The organism is Cupriavidus taiwanensis LMG 19424, from assembly GCF_000069785.1.
Lineage (GTDB): Bacteria > Pseudomonadota > Gammaproteobacteria > Burkholderiales > Burkholderiaceae > Cupriavidus > Cupriavidus taiwanensis.
The window spans coordinates 338,986-357,963 of the sequence record NC_010530.1; the positions used below are offsets into that span (position 1 = coordinate 338,986).

Annotated in this window: 15 protein-coding genes; 3 read left to right on the forward strand and 12 right to left on the reverse strand. The window is 69.0% G+C overall.

Features of this window, described 5'->3' with window-relative positions:
• Positions 1-231 precede the first annotated feature (231 nt).
• Together RALTA_RS17250 and RALTA_RS17255 are read right to left on the reverse strand one after the other, a co-directional pair.
• Complete coding sequence (locus tag RALTA_RS17250; RefSeq protein WP_012355159.1) at positions 232-996, reverse strand: 4'-phosphopantetheinyl transferase family protein; 765 nt, start codon at positions 994-996, stop codon at positions 232-234.
• A gap of 20 nt (positions 997-1,016) precedes the next feature.
• On the reverse strand, positions 1,017-4,112 hold the full coding sequence (locus RALTA_RS17255; protein WP_012355160.1) for an acetoacetate--CoA ligase: 3,096 nt from the start codon (positions 4,110-4,112) through the stop codon (positions 1,017-1,019).
• A gap of 314 nt (positions 4,113-4,426) precedes the next feature.
• Between RALTA_RS17255 and RALTA_RS17260 the strand changes: the two genes are divergently transcribed.
• Positions 4,427-4,858 carry a hypothetical protein gene (locus RALTA_RS17260; RefSeq protein WP_012355161.1) on the forward strand — a complete coding sequence of 144 codons (432 nt, stop codon included), beginning with the start codon at positions 4,427-4,429 and terminating at the stop codon, positions 4,856-4,858.
• Positions 4,859-4,899: 41 nt separating this feature from the next.
• On the opposite strand, the gene RALTA_RS17265 is transcribed toward RALTA_RS17260, so the two are convergent.
• The 5 genes from RALTA_RS17265 to RALTA_RS17285 all read right to left on the reverse strand — a co-directional run bounded on the left by RALTA_RS17265 (position 4,900) and on the right by RALTA_RS17285 (position 9,425).
• Entirely contained in the window at positions 4,900-5,397 is a 498-nt protein-coding gene (locus RALTA_RS17265; protein ID WP_041232436.1) for a hypothetical protein, read from the reverse strand.
• An 82-nt stretch (positions 5,398-5,479) separates the two neighbouring features.
• Positions 5,480-7,843 (reverse strand): acetamidase/formamidase family protein, encoded by a 2,364-nt coding sequence (locus RALTA_RS17270; RefSeq protein WP_041232437.1) that lies wholly within the window; start codon positions 7,841-7,843, stop codon positions 5,480-5,482.
• Between the two features lie 97 nt (positions 7,844-7,940).
• Positions 7,941-8,132, reverse strand: coding sequence for a DUF1427 family protein (locus RALTA_RS17275; RefSeq protein WP_012355164.1), 192 nt, complete (start codon positions 8,130-8,132; stop codon positions 7,941-7,943).
• Between the two features lie 31 nt (positions 8,133-8,163).
• Positions 8,164-8,373: a XapX domain-containing protein gene (locus tag RALTA_RS17280; RefSeq protein WP_012355165.1), complete on the reverse strand. Its 210-nt coding sequence runs from the start codon at positions 8,371-8,373 to the stop codon at positions 8,164-8,166.
• A 26-nt stretch (positions 8,374-8,399) separates the two neighbouring features.
• Positions 8,400-9,425, reverse strand: coding sequence for an acetamidase/formamidase family protein (locus RALTA_RS17285; protein ID WP_012355166.1), 1,026 nt, complete (start codon positions 9,423-9,425; stop codon positions 8,400-8,402).
• A 559-nt stretch (positions 9,426-9,984) separates the two neighbouring features.
• Here RALTA_RS17285 and RALTA_RS17290 point away from each other — a divergent pair.
• Entirely contained in the window at positions 9,985-11,199 is a 1,215-nt protein-coding gene (locus RALTA_RS17290; RefSeq protein WP_012355167.1) for a CaiB/BaiF CoA transferase family protein, read from the forward strand.
• A gap of 38 nt (positions 11,200-11,237) precedes the next feature.
• Here RALTA_RS17290 and RALTA_RS17295 read toward each other — a convergent pair whose 3' ends face one another.
• The 5 genes from RALTA_RS17295 to RALTA_RS17315 form a co-directional block, all read right to left on the reverse strand.
• Complete coding sequence (locus RALTA_RS17295; protein ID WP_012355168.1) at positions 11,238-12,575, reverse strand: sensor histidine kinase; 1,338 nt, start codon at positions 12,573-12,575, stop codon at positions 11,238-11,240.
• A gap of 52 nt (positions 12,576-12,627) precedes the next feature.
• The gene (gene cqsA / locus RALTA_RS17300) at positions 12,628-13,878 is read right to left on the reverse strand and encodes an alpha-hydroxyketone-type quorum-sensing autoinducer synthase (RefSeq protein WP_012355169.1); all 1,251 of its coding nucleotides are present in this window, start codon (positions 13,876-13,878) and stop codon (positions 12,628-12,630) included.
• 472 nt (positions 13,879-14,350) lie between these two features.
• The gene (locus tag RALTA_RS17305) at positions 14,351-15,529 is read right to left on the reverse strand and encodes an acyl-CoA dehydrogenase family protein (RefSeq protein WP_012355170.1); all 1,179 of its coding nucleotides are present in this window, start codon (positions 15,527-15,529) and stop codon (positions 14,351-14,353) included.
• Positions 15,530-15,570: 41 nt separating this feature from the next.
• Positions 15,571-16,569, reverse strand: a complete 999-nt coding sequence (locus RALTA_RS17310; RefSeq protein ID WP_012355171.1) for a tripartite tricarboxylate transporter substrate binding protein — start codon at positions 16,567-16,569, stop codon at positions 15,571-15,573.
• 142 nt (positions 16,570-16,711) lie between these two features.
• Positions 16,712-17,551: an IclR family transcriptional regulator gene (locus RALTA_RS17315; protein ID WP_240990029.1), complete on the reverse strand. Its 840-nt coding sequence runs from the start codon at positions 17,549-17,551 to the stop codon at positions 16,712-16,714.
• A gap of 124 nt (positions 17,552-17,675) precedes the next feature.
• Between RALTA_RS17315 and RALTA_RS17320 the strand changes: the two genes are divergently transcribed.
• On the forward strand, positions 17,676-18,911 hold the full coding sequence (locus tag RALTA_RS17320; RefSeq protein ID WP_012355173.1) for a CaiB/BaiF CoA transferase family protein: 1,236 nt from the start codon (positions 17,676-17,678) through the stop codon (positions 18,909-18,911).
• Positions 18,912-18,978: the final 67 nt, after the last annotated feature.

An 18,978-nucleotide genomic window follows, 5' to 3' on the forward strand; every position in this document is an offset into this window, starting at 1 on the left:
CGATGGCTGCATGGCCAGCGCTTTTCATCGGAACCAGCAAAGGGGATGCCAGCACCGCAAGGCGCGAATCGGCGCTACCGGGGCGGCGCCAGGAGCCAGCCGCGGCACGGGTTTGCGGCGAGGGGCCCGATGCGGTCATGTCCGCGCGCGCGGTGGGCACCAGGCCGGCAGGCGTTACGTGTAACGTAACGTGTTACGCCGCCGGAACCCCCGGGCGAATGGCAACGCCGCTCAGCAGCCGTGGCGCGTGACGCTTGCGTCCGGCAGCGATACGGCCAGCGCCGCCCGGAAGGCTGCCCCGACCTCCAGGTCCACACAGGTCCACCCTGACAAGGCGGTGCCATGGTGCGAAGCCCGCCAGCGGCCCGCGCCGCGGCCCCGGTCGTCTTCCGTCGTGTACGCGGTGGGATCGGCCGCCAGGCCGGTGCCGAGCGCCTTCAGTAGTGCCTCCTTGCGCGTCCACAGGCTTAGCAGGGCGTCGGCCGAACCGGTCCGCGCGCGCGCGAGTGCCTGCGCTTCCTGCGCCGAAAATATGCCGCGTCCAAGTCCGGGGACGTCATGTCCGCCGCCACGCCGTTCCACATCCACGCCGAGGCAGCAATCCAGGGCAAACGCCAGCAGCGCCGTGCCGTCGGTCTGAGACACGCTGAATGCCAGCCCTGCTTGCGGCCATTGCAGCACCGGCTTGCCGAATGCCGTAACGGCAAAGCGCAGCGCTTCGGGCTGGCAGCGCAGATAGCCGCCGATCAGCCAGCGCAGCAGACCGCGCCGCGCGATATAGGCATTGCAGTGCCTGGGGTGCCGGTAGGCCAGGGCGCGCGCGCGCTCGTCCGGCGCAAGCGTTTGGGCCAGCCGCGCGCACGCCGGATTGACCTGCGCGTCATCCAGCATCCATACCTGTACGGCGCCGTCCGGCAACGCCAGCCGCTGCGGTTCGGGCAGTACCAGCGGCGCGGCAGCTTGCGCGTGCCGTGCGGCCAGGCCGTCATGCTGCATGCCAGGCACGGTCCGAGGCATCACGCGTGCGCAAGCCCCTCGTCCAGGATCGCCGCCACCGCCTGCAGGTTCGGTTCTTGGACCAGGTCGAAATGGCTGCAAGGCACCTCCGCAATGGTCAGGCCGCCGAGCGCGACGCGCCGCCACAGCGACAGCGGGTCGCCGCGCTGCTGCTGCCGGATGGCGGCGCGCAGGTAGAGCACCGGGCCGGCGTGATACGGCCGCGGCCGATAGGTCGTCATGGCGCGGCCCATGGTTTCGCGCACCAGCCGCAGCGCCGGCGGCAGCGATTCGGTAAAGGCATCGGGCCGGCATGTGATGCGGTCGCGGCGCATGCCCACGCCTTCGGCGGCGCGGCGCAGTGCGTACCGCAGGTAGCGCAGGCGCTGTGCCGCCGTCACCGCGCGCAGCTTGCGCAACTGCCAGGCGGGATAGTTCCAGCAGTAGCGCATCCAGGTGCGCCATGGCAGGAAATGCTCGCAGACATAGGTGTCGAGCAGGCACAGCAGCTCGACGCGCTCACCCGCGCGGGACAGTTGTTGCGCCATCTCGTACGCGACCAGCCCGCCGAAGGAGTAGCCGGCCAGCGCGTACGGGCCGCTCGGCTGCAAGCTGCGTATCTGTTCGATGTAGCTGGCCGCCATATCCTCGACGCGCCGCTGGGTCGGCTGTTCGCCGTCGAGGCCGCGTGCCTGCAGGCCGTAGACCGGGCGCGAAGTCCGCAGCGCATTGACCATGCCCCAGCACTCCATCACCGAGCCGCTCGCGCCATGCACCAGGAACAGCGGCGAGCCGGTGCCGCCGCGTATGGGCACCAGGTTGGGCGAAGGCCGCGGACACGCGGCCTCTTCGATCGCCGCGGCCAGGCCCGCAATGGTGGGCGCGAACAGCATCGTGGCCAGTGGAATCGTGCGTCCGGTGGATTGGTGCACGTCGGCCAGCAGGCGTGCGGCCAGCAGCGAATGTCCGCCGAGGTCGAAGAAATTGTCGTCGCGGCCGATCGGGGCGAAATCGAACAGTCGTTCCCACAGGGCCTGCAAATGGCGCTCCAGTTGCTCACGCGATGCGCCGGGGGCGGGCAATTCGCGCGCGGCCAGGTTCAGCGCCGGATGATGGCGGATGGCGTCGAGGCAGCCGGGATTGCGCAACGCCGCGGCATTGCCCACCGGCAGGCCGTTGACGGCATTGCGTGCTGCCGCTTCGGAGAGTTTGCCGTTATGCGTGGCCGGCAGCTCGGGTACGGCTAGGATGCGGTCGGGCACATGCGTGGGCGAGGCGCGGCGCGCCAGGTCGCGGCGCACGCGGGCGGCCAGCGCGCCGGTCAGCGCGACGCCATCCTGCAGGACCAGCAGCAGCACCATGCGCTGGTCGTACCGCTCAGCGTGGGTGCGGTCGGGCGGTGCCGTGTGCGCGCGCTGCTCGACCACCATCGCCTCGCGGATCTCCGGGATATCGCGCAGCACCCGGTAGATCTCGCCCGGTCCGACATTGACGCCGCGGACATTGAGCACGCCGTCGGAGCGGCCATGCAGCCGCGCCGTCCCTTCGGGCGGGAATTCGATCCGGTCGCCGTGGGTCCACACCCCCGCGTTGGCCGAGAAGTAGGCCTTGTGGAAGCCCTTGCCGTCCACGTCGCCATAGAAGCCGAGCGGACGCGACGGGAACGGGTTCGCGCACACCAGATCGCCGATCCCGCTGGTGGGCGCGCCGTGTTCCCACGCCTGCACATCGAGCGCCAGGCTCTTGCATTGGGCTTCACCCGCATAGACCGGCAGGTTCGGGTTGCCCAGCACAAAGCAGCCGAGGATGTCGGTGCCGCCGCAGATCGACTGCAGCGGCAGCGGCTTGACGTGATCGCGCACCCATTCGAACTGCGCGTCGAACAGCACCGATCCGGTCGACATCATCGCGCGCAGGGCGCCCAGGTCGAACTGCTGGCCGGGCACCAGTCCCGCGTCCTCGCACATCTTCAGGTAGGCGGGACTGGTGCCGAACACCGTGACACGCTCGTCCGCGACCAGCCGCCACAATGCGTCGACCGTGGCGATCGGGCCGTCATAGGTGACGATCTCCACCCCCGAGGCCAGCGACGACAGCTGCCAGTTCCACATCATCCACGCACAGGTGGTATGGAAATACAGGCGATCGCCGGGCCGGAGATCGGAGTGCAGGCGGTGCTCCTTCAGGTGCTCCAGCAGGCTGCCGCCGGCGCCGTGCACGATGCACTTGGGCTTGCCGGTGGTGCCGGACGAAAACATGATGAAGAGCGGATGGTTGAACGGAAAGCGACGCCAGGCAAAGTGCCCGGCGTCGCCGCGGCGGATCAGTTCGCCCAGCGCATGGACGGGCTGGCCGACGGTGGCCGGCAATACACCGTCGTCGAGCTGGACGATGCCCTCCAGAGACGGCAGCGCGGCCGCCAGGCCGGCGACGTTGTCCGCCAGCGAGAGGCCGGTGTCGAAGGGGCGCTGCGCGGTATGGGCAAGCAGCAGCCGCGGCGCCAGTGGCGCGAAGCGATCGAGCAGGGTCTCGACGCTCATCTCGGCCGCTGCGGTCGACAGCGTTGCGCCGAGCGCGGTCACGGCCAGTGCCGCAACCACGGCTTGCGCGTCGTTGCGCATCACCGCGACCACGCGATCCCCTTCGCGCAGACCCAGTTGCGACAAGGCATGTGCCGCGCGCGCGACGCGGTCGCGCAGCTCGCCGCGGGTCAGCCGTTCGCGCCGGCCATCGGCGTGGCAGGCGGTCAGCGCCGGTGCGTCGGGCCCCGCAACCTCCAGCCCGAGCAGGTTTTCAGCATAGTTCAGCAGCACGTTCGGGAAGAAGCGGGCATGCTCGCAGTCGTCGCCGACGCAGACCGGCTCGGGGCTGCCCGACCACGCCAGCCCCTGCGACCACTGCAGGAAGCAGCGCCAGAATGTCCGGTATTCCCGTACCGAGAAATCGTGCAGCGCGCCGTAGCGGTGGAAGGACTGCCCGGTGCTCGCCTGCAGGGCCGCCGTGAACGCGGTCATCTGCGACGCCACGGCGCGCTCGGGCGAGCTGCTGTAGATTGGAGTGCGACCCTGGTTGACGCTCGGGCAGAACGAGGCGTCCAACAAATAAAATCGATCCATCCGATGCTCCTGAGAGACCGGTGCACGCCGTTCGAAGTGACGGCGTGTTCATGGGGTCGAGATTAATGCCTGCCAGAATCTGGTCTGTGCGTCATCGCACGCATGTCTGGCAGACCACCGTGGCCAAGACGCCGCGCTGTGCCGCGCGGCGTGATGAAATCGACGCGGGCAGCGCGGGGACGCCGCCCCGCCATGGGTCTCGCCAGTGCCGGCAAGCGTTTTTGACCCTGTGGTAAGGTGGGCGAATGGTTTCAGGAAACAGCCATGGGCGAGGCGCAAGCGCCACCCATGGGGTGCCAGGAGAGTCATGCAGCGTGAGTAACGGGAAGGAAGCGCCGCGGCGCGCACGCCGGGCCGACCAGGTCTCCCTCAGCCGGGCCTTGCGCCTGAGCGTGCCCGCGGAAGCCAGGCCCGCCCCGGTCAACCGCAGGGACTGGCTGCGGCAGCGCAAGGAGGCCTTGCAGGCGGAACGTGCCGCGGCCAGGCAAAGGCGCAACCTGCTGCGGGCCGAGATCCTCTCGGCCGCGCAGGACATTGCCCGCGAAGAACGCACCGCCGCGCGCCTGGAGTCGGAGCGCCTGAAGGCCGAAGCGAAGGCCGAGCGCACGTACGCGCGCGAAGACGAGCGCGCCGCTGCCAGGTTCGAGCGCGGCCAAGCGAAGCGCACGGCTTCCAAAGGGAAAACGCTGGCCAGGGAAAAAAGCAAGCTGGTCTCTTACGCCGACCTGCTGCGGATGGGCAAGTGAGCGCGCCGGCGCTCGCAATCGCCGGCGCCTGCCGGCGCTGACTAGCGGATCCTGTCGAAGCCGCTGGCGGCCCAGCGCTCGGCGCTGTCGCGCGTCAGGCGGAAGTCGGGCCGCACCTTGATGGTGGCCAGCACCTCGCCAAAGGCATCCTCGGCCGTGAGCGTGCCGAAGGGCTCGAACTCGTCGGGCGTGATGGCGAGTTTCACGGTCACGCTGCCGGCTTCGGCCTCGATGCTGACCTGCTTGTTCAGTTGCGCGTGCAGCTGCTGCTCGTGGCGCCGGATCACTTCCGAGGCGGTCTTGACCAGGGTCTGGTGCGCGGTCGCATCCAGCGGCTTGGGGTCCACCTTGTTGCGGCCCATGGTCCAGGGCCCGACCAGCGCCGGCTCGGCGCTGCCGTCGCGGATCATCTCCACCGCCCAGCCTTCTCCGTCCTCGTTCTTGATCACGCGGGCGGTCCAGCCCTTGTCGCGCCACAGGCGCGGTTCGTGGATGGCTGGGACTTCGTGCCCGGGCAGCGCGTCTTCGGTGTGTGGCATCAATCTCGTGGTACGGGTCGGGGAACCCGCGAGAATACTATAGGGCCCGGCAGCAGGCCCGCGCGCCCTCCGCCGCAGACCCTCACGACCGCGTAAATAATGCCTTCCTGATGATGGCGTGGACGCCCCAGTTGCCGTTGACCACCTGCGTGATGCCGAAATCCACCGCCACCGAGATCAGCGTGACCGCCTCGTCCTCGCTCAGCCCCTTGACGGTCATCAGGAAGCGGCGCGTCTTGCGGAAGGCATCGCGCATGGCGTCGTCCAGCGTGGACTTCAGGTAGATGTGGCTTTGCGCCATCTGGCCCAGCTCGGTCAGGTGGTTGGGCGAGCTGAAGCCATGCAGGATCCATTCGTCGGCGGTCTCCACCAGCGGATAGCTCAGGTCCGCGAACGGCGCGCCGCGCTCGATCAGGGTGCTCTTGTGCAGGATCAGCTGGAAGTCGCCGGTCAGCGAGCATTCGATGGCGGTGCCGCACAGTTCGGAATCGCCCTGCGAGGCATGTGGATCGCCGATCGACAGCAGCGCGCCCGGCACCGCCACTTTCAGGTAGACGCTGGCACCGCGCGTGACGCGCCAGTTGTCCAGGTTGCCGGCGAAGCTGGAGGGCGGGATCGAGTCGATCAGCCCGTCCTGCGCCGGCGCGACGGCGATCACGCCGAAGTGCGGACGGATTGGGATCTCGATATCGCGCAGCACGTCGTGGTTCTTGACGATGGTGTCGTGGTCGACCGGAACGCCGGGATAGTCGATGGTGGGATGCAGCACGCCGAACGGATCGCGCTGCGGCGTCCAGCGGAAGCTGTAGACGGCGCGGGCGCAGCCGTCGGCGCGTTCGCAGTCGATCTCGAACACTGTCACCACCTCGCGCTCGCGCGGCTCGGTCAGCATGTCGCGGTAGTGGAAGCCCCACCACGTCGCGGCGTTGCTGCCGAAGGCGCGGCCGGCAAAGCGCGGGTTGGCGCACGGACGCGGGCGCACGTCGAGGATGCGCACCTCGAGCACGTCGCCGGGCATGGCGCCGCGCACCGCGACCGGGCCGGTGCAGATATGCACGCCGAAACCCTCGCCGGCGCCGCGTCCGTAGACCGAGGCGTCGATGGGGCCGGCGCCGCGGCGGTCGACGTTCTTCTGCTCGGCGGTCCAGTGGAACACGCTTTCCGCGCCGGGGTCGCCGTCGATCATGCGCTCGCGGTCGTCCGAGGCATGCTGGGTCAGCGTTTCGATGGTGACGGTGTCGCCCGACATCACTTCCAGCACGGGCGGCAGCTCGTGGCTCAGGTAGCCCCAGTGCACGGTCTTGTCGGTGGCCTGCAGCCAGTGGTGCCGGCCTTCCGGGCGGGCCGCGTGCGAGCGGGCCTGGGTGATGGGCACAACGGACGGCGCGGGCAGCGCGCGTGCGCGCGCAATGTCGTTGGCCGGGGCGCGCTGCTGCGCGGGACCACGCCTGGCATCCGGCGGCAGCCCGCGCGACACGTTCAGCGGCGGGCGCTGCGCGGGCATGCCCACGGCCTGCTCGCGGTACGCGCGCGGCGAGATCCCGAACTGCTCGCGAAACGCGTGGCTGAAGTGCGAGGGATCGTTGAAGCCCCAGCGATAGCAGATGTCGGAGACCGACAGCTTGTCGTACTGCGCATTGGCCAGGTCGGCGCGGCATCGTTCCAGCCGGCTGGTGCGCAGGTAGGCGGAAAAGCTGCTGCCGGATTTCTCGAACAGCTTCTGCAGGTAGCGGGCCGACATGTGTTCGTCGGCGGCGATGGCGGCGAGGCTCAGCTCGGGCTCGGCCAGGCGCGCATCGATGCGGCTGCAGACCCGCGCGAACACCGCCGCGCGCGACGGCGTCATGTCCGCCGGCGCGCTCGGCTGGTTGTCCGCCAGGGCCGCGCCCAGGCAGGCGACGATGGTGCTGTCGAAGGGCTGCACCGCGCGGTCGTCGGCGGACACCAGGGTGTCGATGCTGGCCGCCATGGACTGCAGCAGGCGCGCAAACAATTCCGCCGCATCGCCGCCCAGCACCAGCGCGGAGCGCGGCAATGGCGCGGTGATGCGCGCGTTCAGCAAGGCCTGGCCGATATGCACGGTCAACAGCCGGAACGCGGTGGTCAGCGCCACCTTGCGCGCCGCGTGTTCGGGCACGCAGACCACCTGGCCGGGACGCAGCGGCTCGCGCAGGTCCGGGCTGGCGAGGTGCGCTTCGCCCTCGGTCAGCATCAGCAGCATCAGGCCGCGGCCGTCACCGGCGGTGATCGCCAGTGTCTGCGGCACCGACGCGATGCAGGTCAGTCCGATGCCGGCGGGGGTGGTGCGCGACTGGATCGTGCCGTGCAGGGTGTGGTCGGCGCACAGGCTTTCGCACTGCAGGCGCGCGGCCCTGAGTTCGTCGCGCCATGCGGCGCCGCGCCGGTTGCGCGGATACGCTTCGGTGGAAAAACGCTGCAGATGCAATGGTGCCTCCCTGGCGTCTGACTGCCACAGCGCAGGCGCGGCGGACATGGCGGTCCGCCGCGCTGCGCAACGTTGCTGGCGAAGGCCCGGCGATGCCTTAGCCGATCAGCAGCTGCCCCCGCATCGCGGCTACCAGGACAAAGCCGGCGAAGGTGCCGAAGATGGCGAAGATGCCGCCCAGCACGTTCGGGGCCGGTATCGGCGCCCGTACCGCAGTGTAAAGAAGACCCGTCACCAGGCCAACGGCCGCGGCCTGCAGTTCAGTACTGCCCAATGCGATTTCCACCATGTCATTCCCCCAACGCATGAGTTGCGGTGATTCAGCGGCTTGCCGGCGGCCGCCCGAAGGCGATGGTCCGGCGCCACGCGTGCACGATCAGGTAGCCGATGTACGTGAACAGGATCGCGCAGATCCCGCCGGTGACATTCGGCGCCGGAATCGGCAGGTTGAGCCAGGAATACAGCGTGCCGGTCACCAGCCCGACCACCAGCGCGACCAGTTCGTTGCGGCCTATGTAGACGTATTGCATGCGTGATCTCCGTGGAAGTTGCCGGCTCAGCCCCTGGCCTTGGGCGGGAAGATGGTGCGCGGCATGGTGCAGTGGATGCCCTGGGTGCCGTCGACCACCTGCGTCACGCCGAAGTCCGCCGACACGCTCATCAGCGAGTAGGCATCGTCGCGCGACAGGCCCTGCTGTTCGGTCAGCAGGTGGATCATGTCGCGGGCCGCGTTCCTGCCGGCTTCGTCGAGGTCTTCATGGAAGCCGTGCACGACCCAGCAGTCCGGCGTCTCCAGCAGCGGCGAGGGGAAATGGAAGTCCTTGCGCAGCACGATCTGGAACAGCACGTTCAGCGAGGCCTCGATGGCGGTGCCGCTGATTTCGCCGTCGCCTTGCGAGATATGCGGGTCCCCGATCGAGAACAGCGCACCGTCGACCTGCACCGGGTAGTACATGGTCGCGCCCGCGCCGATGCGCCAGTTGTCGATATTGCCGCCGTGCAGTCCTGGCTCGACGGTGGTGACGCGGCCGCGCGCGTCGGGCGCGACGCCCGCGGTGCCCAGGTGGGGCCGCACGGGAACGCGCACGCCGGCCAGCGCCGGCTGGCGGCAGCATTCGCGCTCGTCGACCACCTTGCCGGGAATGGTCAGCTTGCCGGGATAGTCGTAGGCGTAGAGCGCATGCGCGGTGTTGGAGGGCTGGTCCAGCTCGTAGATGGTGACGCGCTCCTTCTCGAACTCCTTGTACAGCTGGCCCCAGCTCGCGGCGACATTGGCGCCGAAGCGGAAGCGCGGAATCATCTGCAGGTAGCGCACTTCCAGCACATCGCCCGGCTTCGCATCCTCGACATAGATCGGGCCGGTCATGATGTGCACGCCCGGGTGGCGGTCGTCGTGCGGGACCTTGCGGTAAATCTCGCGGATGGCGTCGTCCATCATCAGGTCGGGGGCATCGCCGGCGTGGTGGGTCACCGCTTCGGCGCGGATCAGGTCGCCGCTCTTCACGGTGAGCGCGGGCGCCTGGGTGGCATCGAAGTAGCCCCAGTGGATGGTCTCGGGGCGGGCGGGCAGGTCGTGCAGCATGGTGGTCTCCTTGGTTTTTTTTCCGCCGTATCCACGACCGCATCCACAGCCGTTCAGCGGGTGAGCGGCTGGCTTCGACGAGGCGGTTCGGGATACTGGCGATGCGTGGCAGGCGGGTGGGGCCTGTTGCCGCCGGCGAGGCTTGCGTCGCCGCGGTGAGTCAATACTAGGGATGGCGCGTGCGCGGGCAGTAGGGCGATTCCCCCCAAACTCTTGTGTTGCCGCGCACTAAGGTAAACCCGCTGTACGCCGCAAATGCCGTTCGGTGTAGGGATCCATCACTACCGTCATTCCCGCGCAGGCGGGAATCCAGCGTCTTTCACGTCCCCTCCGGGGAGAAAGTCACTGGGTTCCCGCCTGCGCGGGAACGACGTCGTTAACTGAACGGCATTTCTGTACGCCGCCGCCATCTGGCTGGCGGCGGTCGAGTGTTAATTTTTGATTGACACCGTGTCAACGATCCATGGAATTGTCGACCAGGCCTTGACAGTGCAAAATCCGGGCGAAGCCCGGGCCGATCCATCGCCTGCCCGAGAGACACACACAAGGAGATCGCCGCATGGCTGATATCAACAATTCCCCGCGCCTGCCGCTGGCGGGCGTGCGCGTGCTGGACCTGTCCCGCGTGCTGGCCGGACCGATGTGCACGCAGGCGCTGGGCGACCTGGGCGCGGAGGTGATCAAGGTCGAACACCCCGGCCGCGGCGACGATACGCGCGACTGGGGCTTGCGCGTGGGCACGCGCAATACGGCCTACTTCAACAGCGCCAACCGCAACAAGCAGTCCATCGGCATCGACCTGCAGCAGCCCGAAGGCCAGCGCATCGTGCGCGAGCTGGCGGCCAAGTGCGACGTGCTGGTGCAGAACTTCAAGTTCGGCGGCATCGACAAGATGGGGCTGGGCTACGAGGCGCTGAAGGCGATCAACCCGGGCCTGGTCTATTGCTCGATCACCGGCTACCGCAGCAACGGCCCCGAGGCGACCCGTCCCGGCTACGACCTGGTGGTGCAGGGCGAGGCCGGCCTGATGGCGCTGAATGGCGAGGAGGGCCAGGGGCCGCTGAAGTTCGGCACCGCGGTGGTGGACATGTTCACCGGCATGTATTCGGCGCAGGCCGTGCTGGCCGCGCTGTACGACCGCCAGCGCACCGGCCAGGGCCGCCACGTGGAAATGGCGCTGTACGACTGCGGCCTGATGATCACGGCCTACTACGGCCTGGAGGCGCTGCTGATGGGCGAGGACCCGCCCAAGTACGGCAACGCCCATCCGTCGATCGTCCCTTACGGCGTGTTCGACGCGGCCGATGGCCCGCTGGTGATCACGGTCGGCAACAACGCGCAGTTCCAGCGCTTCTGCAACGAGGTGATCGAGCGCCCGGACCTGGCCGCCGACGAGCGCTTCGCCACCAATACCGGCCGCTCGGCCAACCGCCAGGCGCTGCTGCCGGAACTGCGCGCCGAACTGGCGCGCCGCCCGCGCGAGCTGCTGCTGGCGCGCCTGAGCGCCGCCGGCATTCCGTGCGGCGAGGTGCTGGGGCTGCTCGAGGCGCTGCGCTCGCGGCGCTCGGCCGAAGCCGGCCTGCTGGCAGAGCTGCCCAATCCGGAAACCGGCCGTGTGGAAGTGCTGGCGCCGCCGTACCGGCTCGATGGCGAGCGCGTGCCGGTGCGCGCCGCGCCGCCGCTGCTGTCGCAGGATACGGAGCGCGTGCTGGGCGACCTGCTCGGCATGGATGCCGGGCAGGTGGCTGCGCTGAAGGCTGCGGGGGTGGTGTAAGGGCCGGCGCACGCCGCCGGTGGCTGGCCGGCGTGGTGCTACGCCGCGTCAGCCTGCTGTGGCTCCGGCCATTTTGCCTTGCGCGGAAAGCGCATGTCGAACTCGGTAAACACGTGTTCCTCGGAGCGGCAGCTGATGCCCGCGCCCCAGCTGCCCAGCACCTTCTGGCAAAACGCCAGCCCGATGCCGGTGCCGCGATGCGCGGGGTAGGAGAAGAACGGCTGGAACATCCGCGCCAGCACCTGCGGCGGCACGCCCGTGGCGGTGTCGCGGAACACCACGTGGACCGCATCGGGTTCGACCTCGCAGCGGATATGGATGGTGCCCTTGCCCGCGCGCCGGATCGCTTCCAGCGCGTTCTTCAGCAGGTTGGTCGTGACCAGGCCGAACAGCTGCGCGTTGCCCATCACGTAGGCGGGGCCGGGCAGGTCGACCGTGACCCGTTCCATGTCGCCCGCTTCGAACGGAAAGCGGCCGACGGCGTCGCGGATCACCTCGCCCACCTCGAACAGTGCCTGCGTGGCGTTTTCCGGGTTCTTCGAGTTGGCCACCAGCAGCTCGATGCTGTTGCTGATATGGGCCAGGTCTGACTCCATCCGGGCCACCGCCTGCATCAGGCCGTCGCGCTGCGGCGTGTCCTGGTCCAGCGCCGACGGCAGCCGGGCCTTCAGGCCGCGCGCGGTCATGGCCAGGCTGGTCAGCGGCGTGCGCAGCTCGTGCGCGACGGTCGCCAGCGCCGCGGCCATGCCGCGCCGCTTCTGCTCGGCCAGCAGCTGGCGGTCCATCTTGATCACCACCAGTACCGCGATCACGAAGCCGATCACCGGCAACTGCAGCAGGATAGGCTCCCACGGGATGCCGCCCATGGAATTGCCCGCCAGCACAAACAGCGCAATTGCCGCCGCCGCGCCCGCGAACAGGGCAATGGTGGCGAACGCGGTGTTGAAGTGATACAGGATCACCACGGCGATGATCACCGATTCGGCCCACACCATCGAGCCGCCGTTCTCCAGGTAGAAAAAGATGAAGGCGAACGGCAGGCCTACCGTGATTGCAAAGAGCGCATAGGGCGGCAGCCAGCGCCGGCCCGAGAATGCCGAGGCGAACAGCAGCGGCACGAACAGCGCGGTGCAGGCCAGCCGCAGCCACAGGTTTTCATAGGGCTGCGGGAACACATAGGACCAGATCACGTAGTACAGCGGGTGCCCCACCACGCCCAGCGCGCCCACCATCTGGATCCGCCGCAGGCGGATGACGCTTTCCTCGTCCAGCAGCGTGGCCCGCGCGGCGGTCTCGAACACGGCCTGCCACGCCTTGCGGGCCAGCCCGGCAAGGGTGGTGCGGCTGTCTTCCGCTTGCGCTACCTTTGCATCCATCTTTCAGGACTACTCCTCGCGGATGCCTGCGATCGGCCCGCTTGTGGGATTTTCAGGACTTGCGCCGGGCCCGGCGCGTCGAGGACCACTCTTCCAGCCGGACTTCATCGCGGATGCTGGCGAGCACGCCGACCAGGCGGTCGATTTCGTTGGCGCCAAGTTTCGCATGCAGCGTAAGTCGCATCAATGCCCGGTTTTTCGGCGTGGCCGGCGCACAGAATACCGCGCCGAAGATGCCGCGCCGCTGCAGCGCGTCGCGCAGCACCTTCACCTGCGGTTCGCTGCCGGCTTCCAGCCCGATAATCTGCTCGGAGCCCTCGCTGATGTTGTAGCCCAGTGCGGAAATCGCGGCCCGGGTCTCGCGGGTGATCGCATGCAGGCGCGCGCGGCGCTCGTCCGCGGTGGCAATGAAGTCCGTGACCGCATCGAACCACGCAATCTCGTGGCGCAGCAGCCCGGAGCTGAAGATGGCCGGGCGCGATTCCACCGCGAAGAAATCCTTGAAGGCTGTGGAGCAGGCCACGTAGCCCGCGCGCCCGGCAAAGGCCTTGGCCAGCGACGCGGTGCGGAAATGCACACGCTCCGACAGCCCCAGCGCCGGCACCAGCCCTCCGCCACGCGGGCCATGGGTGCCCAGCGAGTGCGATTCGTCCACCACCAGCACGCAGCCGGACGCTTCGGCCAGTTCGACATAGTCCACCAGCGGCGCCACGCTGCCGGTGGTGCTGTAGACCGAATCCACCATGATCACGCCGGGGCCGAATCGCTCCAGCTGGCGGCGCACGTGCTCGCAATCGTTATGGCGCACCGGCACCGCCTGCGCGCCCGCGGCGATGATGCCTTCCCACAGCGAGGCATGGCCGTTCATATCGATATAGACCGGAATGCCGGGGCCGGCGATGCACTGCACCAGGCCAACGTTGGCGGCCCAGCCGGACTGGGCGATCAGCCCGTCCTCGGCCTGCATCAGGTCGGCGATCTTGCGCTCGACCCGACGCTGCGGCGTATCGCCGTGCATGAACACGGACGACATCAGCAGCTCCGGCGCGTCATTGCCGAAGGCCCGCATCTGCGCCTGCGCCAGCGAGGCTTCGCCCAGCAGGCACAGGTAGTCGTTGCTGCTCAGGTGCAGCGCGTCGGGGCCGGGCGTCAGCCCGTGCAGCAGGTGGTCCCCGCCCCAGAGCTTGCCCATCCGCTCTTCGAAATGCTGTGCCATCCGCGTGGTGATCCAGGGCGGCAGGGTCGGGGCCTTGTTGCGGGAGGCGGGGTGGCGGAATTGCACAGGCTCGGCTTCGGAGAGCATCGGTCGTCCTTCAACAGTCAGATGAGAATGGGAGGGAATCGGCAAGGCTTGCATGGCGACTGCGCCAAAGCCAGCCGCCCATGCGTGGGGGGTGCCGGGCGCAACGTTCCCCTGGCAGCGCGCCGGGTGCCGGCATGTCGTGGAACGCGGTTTATGTAGCGACCACTGTGCCAGTCTTAGCCAAGGATTGTGACGGGACTTCCACCAATCCAGCGTCTGCATGCAGACTAGATGGACGGGAGGAGTCGGTCACGCGGCAGCGCAAGGGAGGGAGGGTTCAGCAGGGGTTTTCGCACTGAACGTGCTTGATAAAGCACTTGTGCGGGGCGCGATGCCGGGCGCTGGGCGGCCCGGGGCGCTGTCATGCGAGGTCGTGGCTGGCTGCCGCGCGGCGCTGGCGGCCGCGCGTCGTGAAGGGGGGCGGCCGTTGTGCGCGCGCTGGCCGCCCCGCCGTAGTGCAAGGATCCGGCACTCAGCCTGCGCCGGCAGCCTCCAGCGCGGCGCCGCGCGCTTCCAGGGTACGGCGGGCAATATTGAGCTGGTGGATCTGCGTGGTGCCTTCATACAGCCGGAACAGCCGCACATCGCGATAAAAGCGCTCGGCCACGGTGCGCGCCATATAGCCGCTGCCGCCGAACACCTGCACCGCCCTGTCCGCCACGCGGCCGGCCATTTCCGAGGCGAACAGCTTGCACATCGACGCCTCCATGGTCACGTCCTCGCCAGCGTCGCGCTTGCGCGCGGTCTCGAGCACCAGCGCGCGGGCGGCATGCAGCTCCGTGTTGCTGTCGGCAATCATCTGCTGCACCAGCTGGTAATCGGCAATCGGCTGGCCGAACTGGCGGCGCTGCGCCGCATAGCGAACCATCTCGTCGACCAGCCGGATCGCCGGCCCCACGCACAGCCCGGCCAGGTTGATGCGCTGCTTGTTCAGCGCCTTCATTGCGGTCTTGAAGCCCACATTGGGTTTGCCGCCGACGATCGCGCTGGCCGGCACGCGGCAGTCCTTCAGGTAGACGTCGCCCACGGGCGAGCCGTGCTGGCCCATCTTGCGTTCGGGCTCGCTGGTGCTCAGGCCCGGCGTGCCGCGCTCGACCAGGAAGGCACTGATGCCGTGCGCGCCCGGCGTGCCGGGGTCGGTGCGGGCGAATACGGTGAACAGGTCGGCGATCGGCGCATTGGTGATAAAGCACTTGCTGCCGTTCAGCACGTAATGGTCGCCGTCCTGCCTGGCCGTGGTCTGCAGCGCGGTGGCATCGGAACCGGCTTCCGGTTCGGTCAGCGCGAAGCAGCCGGTGACCTTGCCGGAGGCCAGCTGCGGCAGGTAGCGCTGGCGCTGCGCCTCGGTGCCGTCGGCCACCAGCGATTCCGCGGCGATGCCGGTGTTGCCGCCGAAGCGGGCGCGGAACACCGTGGCCGCCTGCGACACCTCGATGTTCACCTGCGCCAGCTCTTCGGTGGTCAGGCCGGCGCCGCCGTAGGCCTCCGGAATGCTGTGGCCGAACAGGCCGAGGCGGCGCATCTGCTCGACCACGGGCTCGGGGATGACATCGGTCTGGTCGATCTGCGCCTCGAGCGGGATGCAGGTTTCCAGCACGAAGCGGCGAAGTTCGGCAAGCAGTGCTTGCTGGCGGGCGGAGTCGCGGATCATGGAGGGGTTCCGGTGGTGGATGGAGGGTGGTGGGGGCGCGGCTACTGTGCCGTGATGCCGGCGGTCTTCAGCACGCCGGTCCATTTCTTCGTTTCGGCATCGAGGAAGCGGTCGAACTCGGCCGCGGATTGCGGGCCGAGGTCCATGCCGAGTTCGCCCAGGCGGCGCGCGGTCGCAGCGTCGGCGGTGGCGCGCGCGGCGGCGTCGGCCAGCTTGCGCACCACCGCGTCCGGCGTGCCCTGCGGCGCCACCAGCCCGAACCACCCGCCCACTGCATAGCCAGGCAGCGGCGCCGCCTCGGCCACAGTGGGCACGTCCGGCAGCACCGGCGTGCGTTTGGACGAGGTCACGGCCAGCGCGCGCAGCTTGCCGCTCTGCACCTGCTGGCGCGCAATGGCGGAGGTCAGCGCCATCATCGAGACGCGCGCGCCCAGCAGGTCGCTCAGGGCCTCGGGCTGGCCCTTGTAGGGCACGTGGGTCAGCTTGACGTGCGTCATCTGCGCCAGCAACTCCGCCGACAGGTGGTTCGAGGTGCCGATGCCCGCGCTGGCATAGGTCAGCGTGCCCGGCTGCTTGCGCGCGGCGTCGAGCAGTTGCGGCAGCGTGCGCAGCGGCGACGAGGCCGGCACCACGATCACGTTGGGCACCGCGCCGATGCCGGCCACGGCGCGGAAGTCCTTGCCGCCCTTGCCCTGGATCGACGGGTTGAGCAGCGGGCCAACCACGTAGCTGGGGCTGACCGCCAGCAGCGTGTAGCCGTCGGCAGGAGACCTGGCGACAAGGTCGGCGCCGATGGCGCCGCCGGCGCCGGTCTTGTTCTCGACGATCACCGGTTGCTGCAGCACCTTGGCCATGTTCTCGGCCGTGATGCGGGTGACCGAGTCGACCACGCCGCCCGCCGAGAACGGCACGATGATCCGCACCGGGCGGTCCGGGAAGCGCGCCGCGTCGTCGGCGGCGGCCAGCGTCGCCGCGGGCGTCAGCGCGGCGCAGGCCAGCATGCCGGCAGCGAGCCGGCGCAACGGGTAAAAGGCATCCATCTTGTCTCCTTGGTTGCCTGCGCCCGGGACGTTGCCGGGCGCGAGGTCGGTCTCATGCAGGCCTCTGGCGGGCCGCTGGTCCTTGGCCCTGCCGGCGGCATTGCCGGCAGGCTGCGCTGGCGCGCCGCTGTCCCGTGAGGGGTCAGCGCGCGCAGCTCAGTTCGATCTGCCGCACCGCTTCGCGCAGCCGCGGCGCCACCTCGCGCTCCAGCAGGTTGTCGCGATTGCGCGATGCCGCGATGGTGCAGTTCAGCGCGAACGGGTCCTCGTGCAGCGACTGGCGCAACGGCGCCGCGATCGCATGGATCTCGGGCCGCCATTCGCCGCGGCTCAGGCAATAGCCGTGCGCGCGGAAATGCTTCTGGTCCTCCGTCCACATCTGGCGCTCCTGGCTGAAGCGCTGCGGGTCTTCGACCCGCAGCCGGTTCAGCAGCGCCGTGCGCTCGTCCGCGCTGCACGCCAGCAGCACCGCGCGGCCGATGGCACTGGCCAGCAGCGGGCGCGTGCTGCCGATGTCCGGCTGGTAGAAGTTGCCCGGATCCAATCGGCAACTGTCCACGTAGACCACCGACAGGCGCTCGCGCATGCCCAGGTTCACGGTGCAGCCAGTCTCGCGCGCGATGGCCTCCATATAGGGCCGGGCCACCTGGCGGATCGCCAGACCGGCCAGCATCGGGTAAGCCAGCGCCAGCACGCCCGCGCCGAGCCGGTACTTCTGGTTGCCGGGCACGCGGCTGAGAAAACCCAGCAGCCCCAGCGTGTACGTGAGCCGCGATACCGTCGCCTTGGGCAGCCCGGTGCGCGCCACGATGTCCTGGTTGCCCAGCACCGGGCTGGACGGCGTAAAGGCGCGCAGCACCTCGAGCCCGCGCGACAGGTTGGTGGCGAACTGGCGATCGGTGGCGAGGGCGTCCTCGCTGGCCAGGCCGGGCAGGGGTTCCGGGTTGCGGTCCATGCTGTGCGGTGGTTGCTTGGGTTCCATGCTGGGATCCGGAAATGGGGGCGTCACTGTTGTAGCACGACAGTTCCGCACAGCGAAACCGTACTTGCGCCCCGGCCGGCCGCCTGCCACCTTGCAGCGGACAACCTTGCCGCCGGAGACCCGCATGCCAGACACCAACGCACAGCCTGTATCGCCCGAAGCACCGGGCAACGGCCCGCTTGCCGGGTTGCGCATCCTCGACATGGCCACCGTGGTGGCGGCGCCGTTTTCCGCCACGCTGTGCGCCGACATGGGCGCCGAGGTGGTCAAGCTGGAACTGCCCGACGGCAGCGATCCGCTGCGCGGACTCGAGCCCGTCACCAGGGACCACGCGCTGTACTGGAAAGTGACCAACCGCGGCAAGCGCGGCATCTCGCTGGACGTGCGCACGCCGCGCGGCCGCGAGATCTTCCTGCGCCTGCTGCCGCGCTTCGACGTGCTGGTGGAGAATTTCCGCACCGGCACGCTGGCGCGCTGGGGACTCGATCTTGAAACGCTGCACGCGGCCAACCCCAGGCTGATCGTGCTGCGGCTGACCGGCTTCGGCCAGACCGGGCCGGATGCGACGCGCCCGGGGTTTGCCCGCATCTTCGAAGCCAGGAGCGGCTTCACCAATCTCGCAGGCACGGCACAGAGCGGGCCAATGCATATGAACTACCCGGTAGGCGACATGATCGCCGGCCTGTTTGGCGCCTTCGCCATCGCCACCGCGGTGGCGGAGCAGCGCGCCAGGCCAGCCCAGCCCGGCCGCGAGATCGACCTGGCCGCCACCGAGGCACTGTTCCGCCTGCTGGATCCGCTCGCCATCGAATACGAACAGCTCGGCCATGTGCGCCAGCGCGCCGGCAACCGCACCACCTACGCCGCGCCGTCCAACATGTACCGCACGGCGGACGACACCTGGGTCACCGTGGTGGCCTCTTCCGATGCCACCTTCCGCCGGCTGGCCGAAGCCATGGGCGCACCGCAACTGGCCCAGGCACCGGAGTACGCCACCAACGCCGGCCGCGTGCGCCATATCGAAGCCCTCGACGGCTGCATCGCCGAGTGGTTCGCCGCGCAGCCCTACGCCGCCGCCGCGGCGCGGCTGGAACAATGCCAGGTGCCGTTCAGCAAGGTGTTCAGCATCGCCGATATCGTCGAAGACCCGCAGATGGTGGCGCGCCAGGCCATCGTGCGGCTGCCCGATGCAGACCTGGGCACGGTGCCGGCGCCTTGCGTGGTGCCGCGGTTTTCGGGCTACGCGCCGCCGTCACCGCGTACCGGGCCGGATGTGGGGGAACACAATGCGGAGGTGTATGGGGAGTTGGGTATTGGGAAGGAAGCGTTGGCGCGGTTGCGGGAAGAGGGGGTGGTTTGACATAGCCGTACTGCGGCGAGAAGTCATCCTCGCTGAATGCCCGTGGCGCAGGCCAGGCGATGTTGCG

Excerpts from the sequence above, each read along its gene's own strand:
- cqsA (WP_012355169.1), bottom strand. The coding sequence starts at position 13,878 with ATGCTCTCCGAAGCCGAGCCTGTGCAATTCCGCCACCCCGCCTCCCGC.
- RALTA_RS17310 (WP_012355171.1), bottom strand. The coding sequence starts at position 16,569 with ATGGATGCCTTTTACCCGTTGCGCCGGCTCGCTGCCGGCATGCTGGCC.
- RALTA_RS17285 (WP_012355166.1), bottom strand. The coding sequence starts at position 9,425 with ATGCTGCACGACCTGCCCGCCCGCCCCGAGACCATCCACTGGGGCTAC.
- RALTA_RS17320 (WP_012355173.1), top strand. The coding sequence starts at position 17,676 with ATGCCAGACACCAACGCACAGCCTGTATCGCCCGAAGCACCGGGCAAC.
- RALTA_RS17315 (WP_240990029.1), bottom strand. The coding sequence starts at position 17,551 with ATGGAACCCAAGCAACCACCGCACAGCATGGACCGCAACCCGGAACCC.
- RALTA_RS17295 (WP_012355168.1), bottom strand. The coding sequence starts at position 12,575 with ATGGATGCAAAGGTAGCGCAAGCGGAAGACAGCCGCACCACCCTTGCC.
- RALTA_RS17275 (WP_012355164.1), bottom strand. The coding sequence starts at position 8,132 with ATGGTGGAAATCGCATTGGGCAGTACTGAACTGCAGGCCGCGGCCGTT.
- RALTA_RS17250 (WP_012355159.1), bottom strand. The coding sequence starts at position 996 with ATGCAGCATGACGGCCTGGCCGCACGGCACGCGCAAGCTGCCGCGCCG.
- RALTA_RS17265 (WP_041232436.1), bottom strand. The coding sequence starts at position 5,397 with ATGCCACACACCGAAGACGCGCTGCCCGGGCACGAAGTCCCAGCCATC.
- RALTA_RS17305 (WP_012355170.1), bottom strand. The coding sequence starts at position 15,529 with ATGATCCGCGACTCCGCCCGCCAGCAAGCACTGCTTGCCGAACTTCGC.
- RALTA_RS17290 (WP_012355167.1), top strand. The coding sequence starts at position 9,985 with ATGGCTGATATCAACAATTCCCCGCGCCTGCCGCTGGCGGGCGTGCGC.
- RALTA_RS17255 (WP_012355160.1), bottom strand. The coding sequence starts at position 4,112 with ATGGATCGATTTTATTTGTTGGACGCCTCGTTCTGCCCGAGCGTCAAC.
- RALTA_RS17280 (WP_012355165.1), bottom strand. The coding sequence starts at position 8,373 with ATGCAATACGTCTACATAGGCCGCAACGAACTGGTCGCGCTGGTGGTC.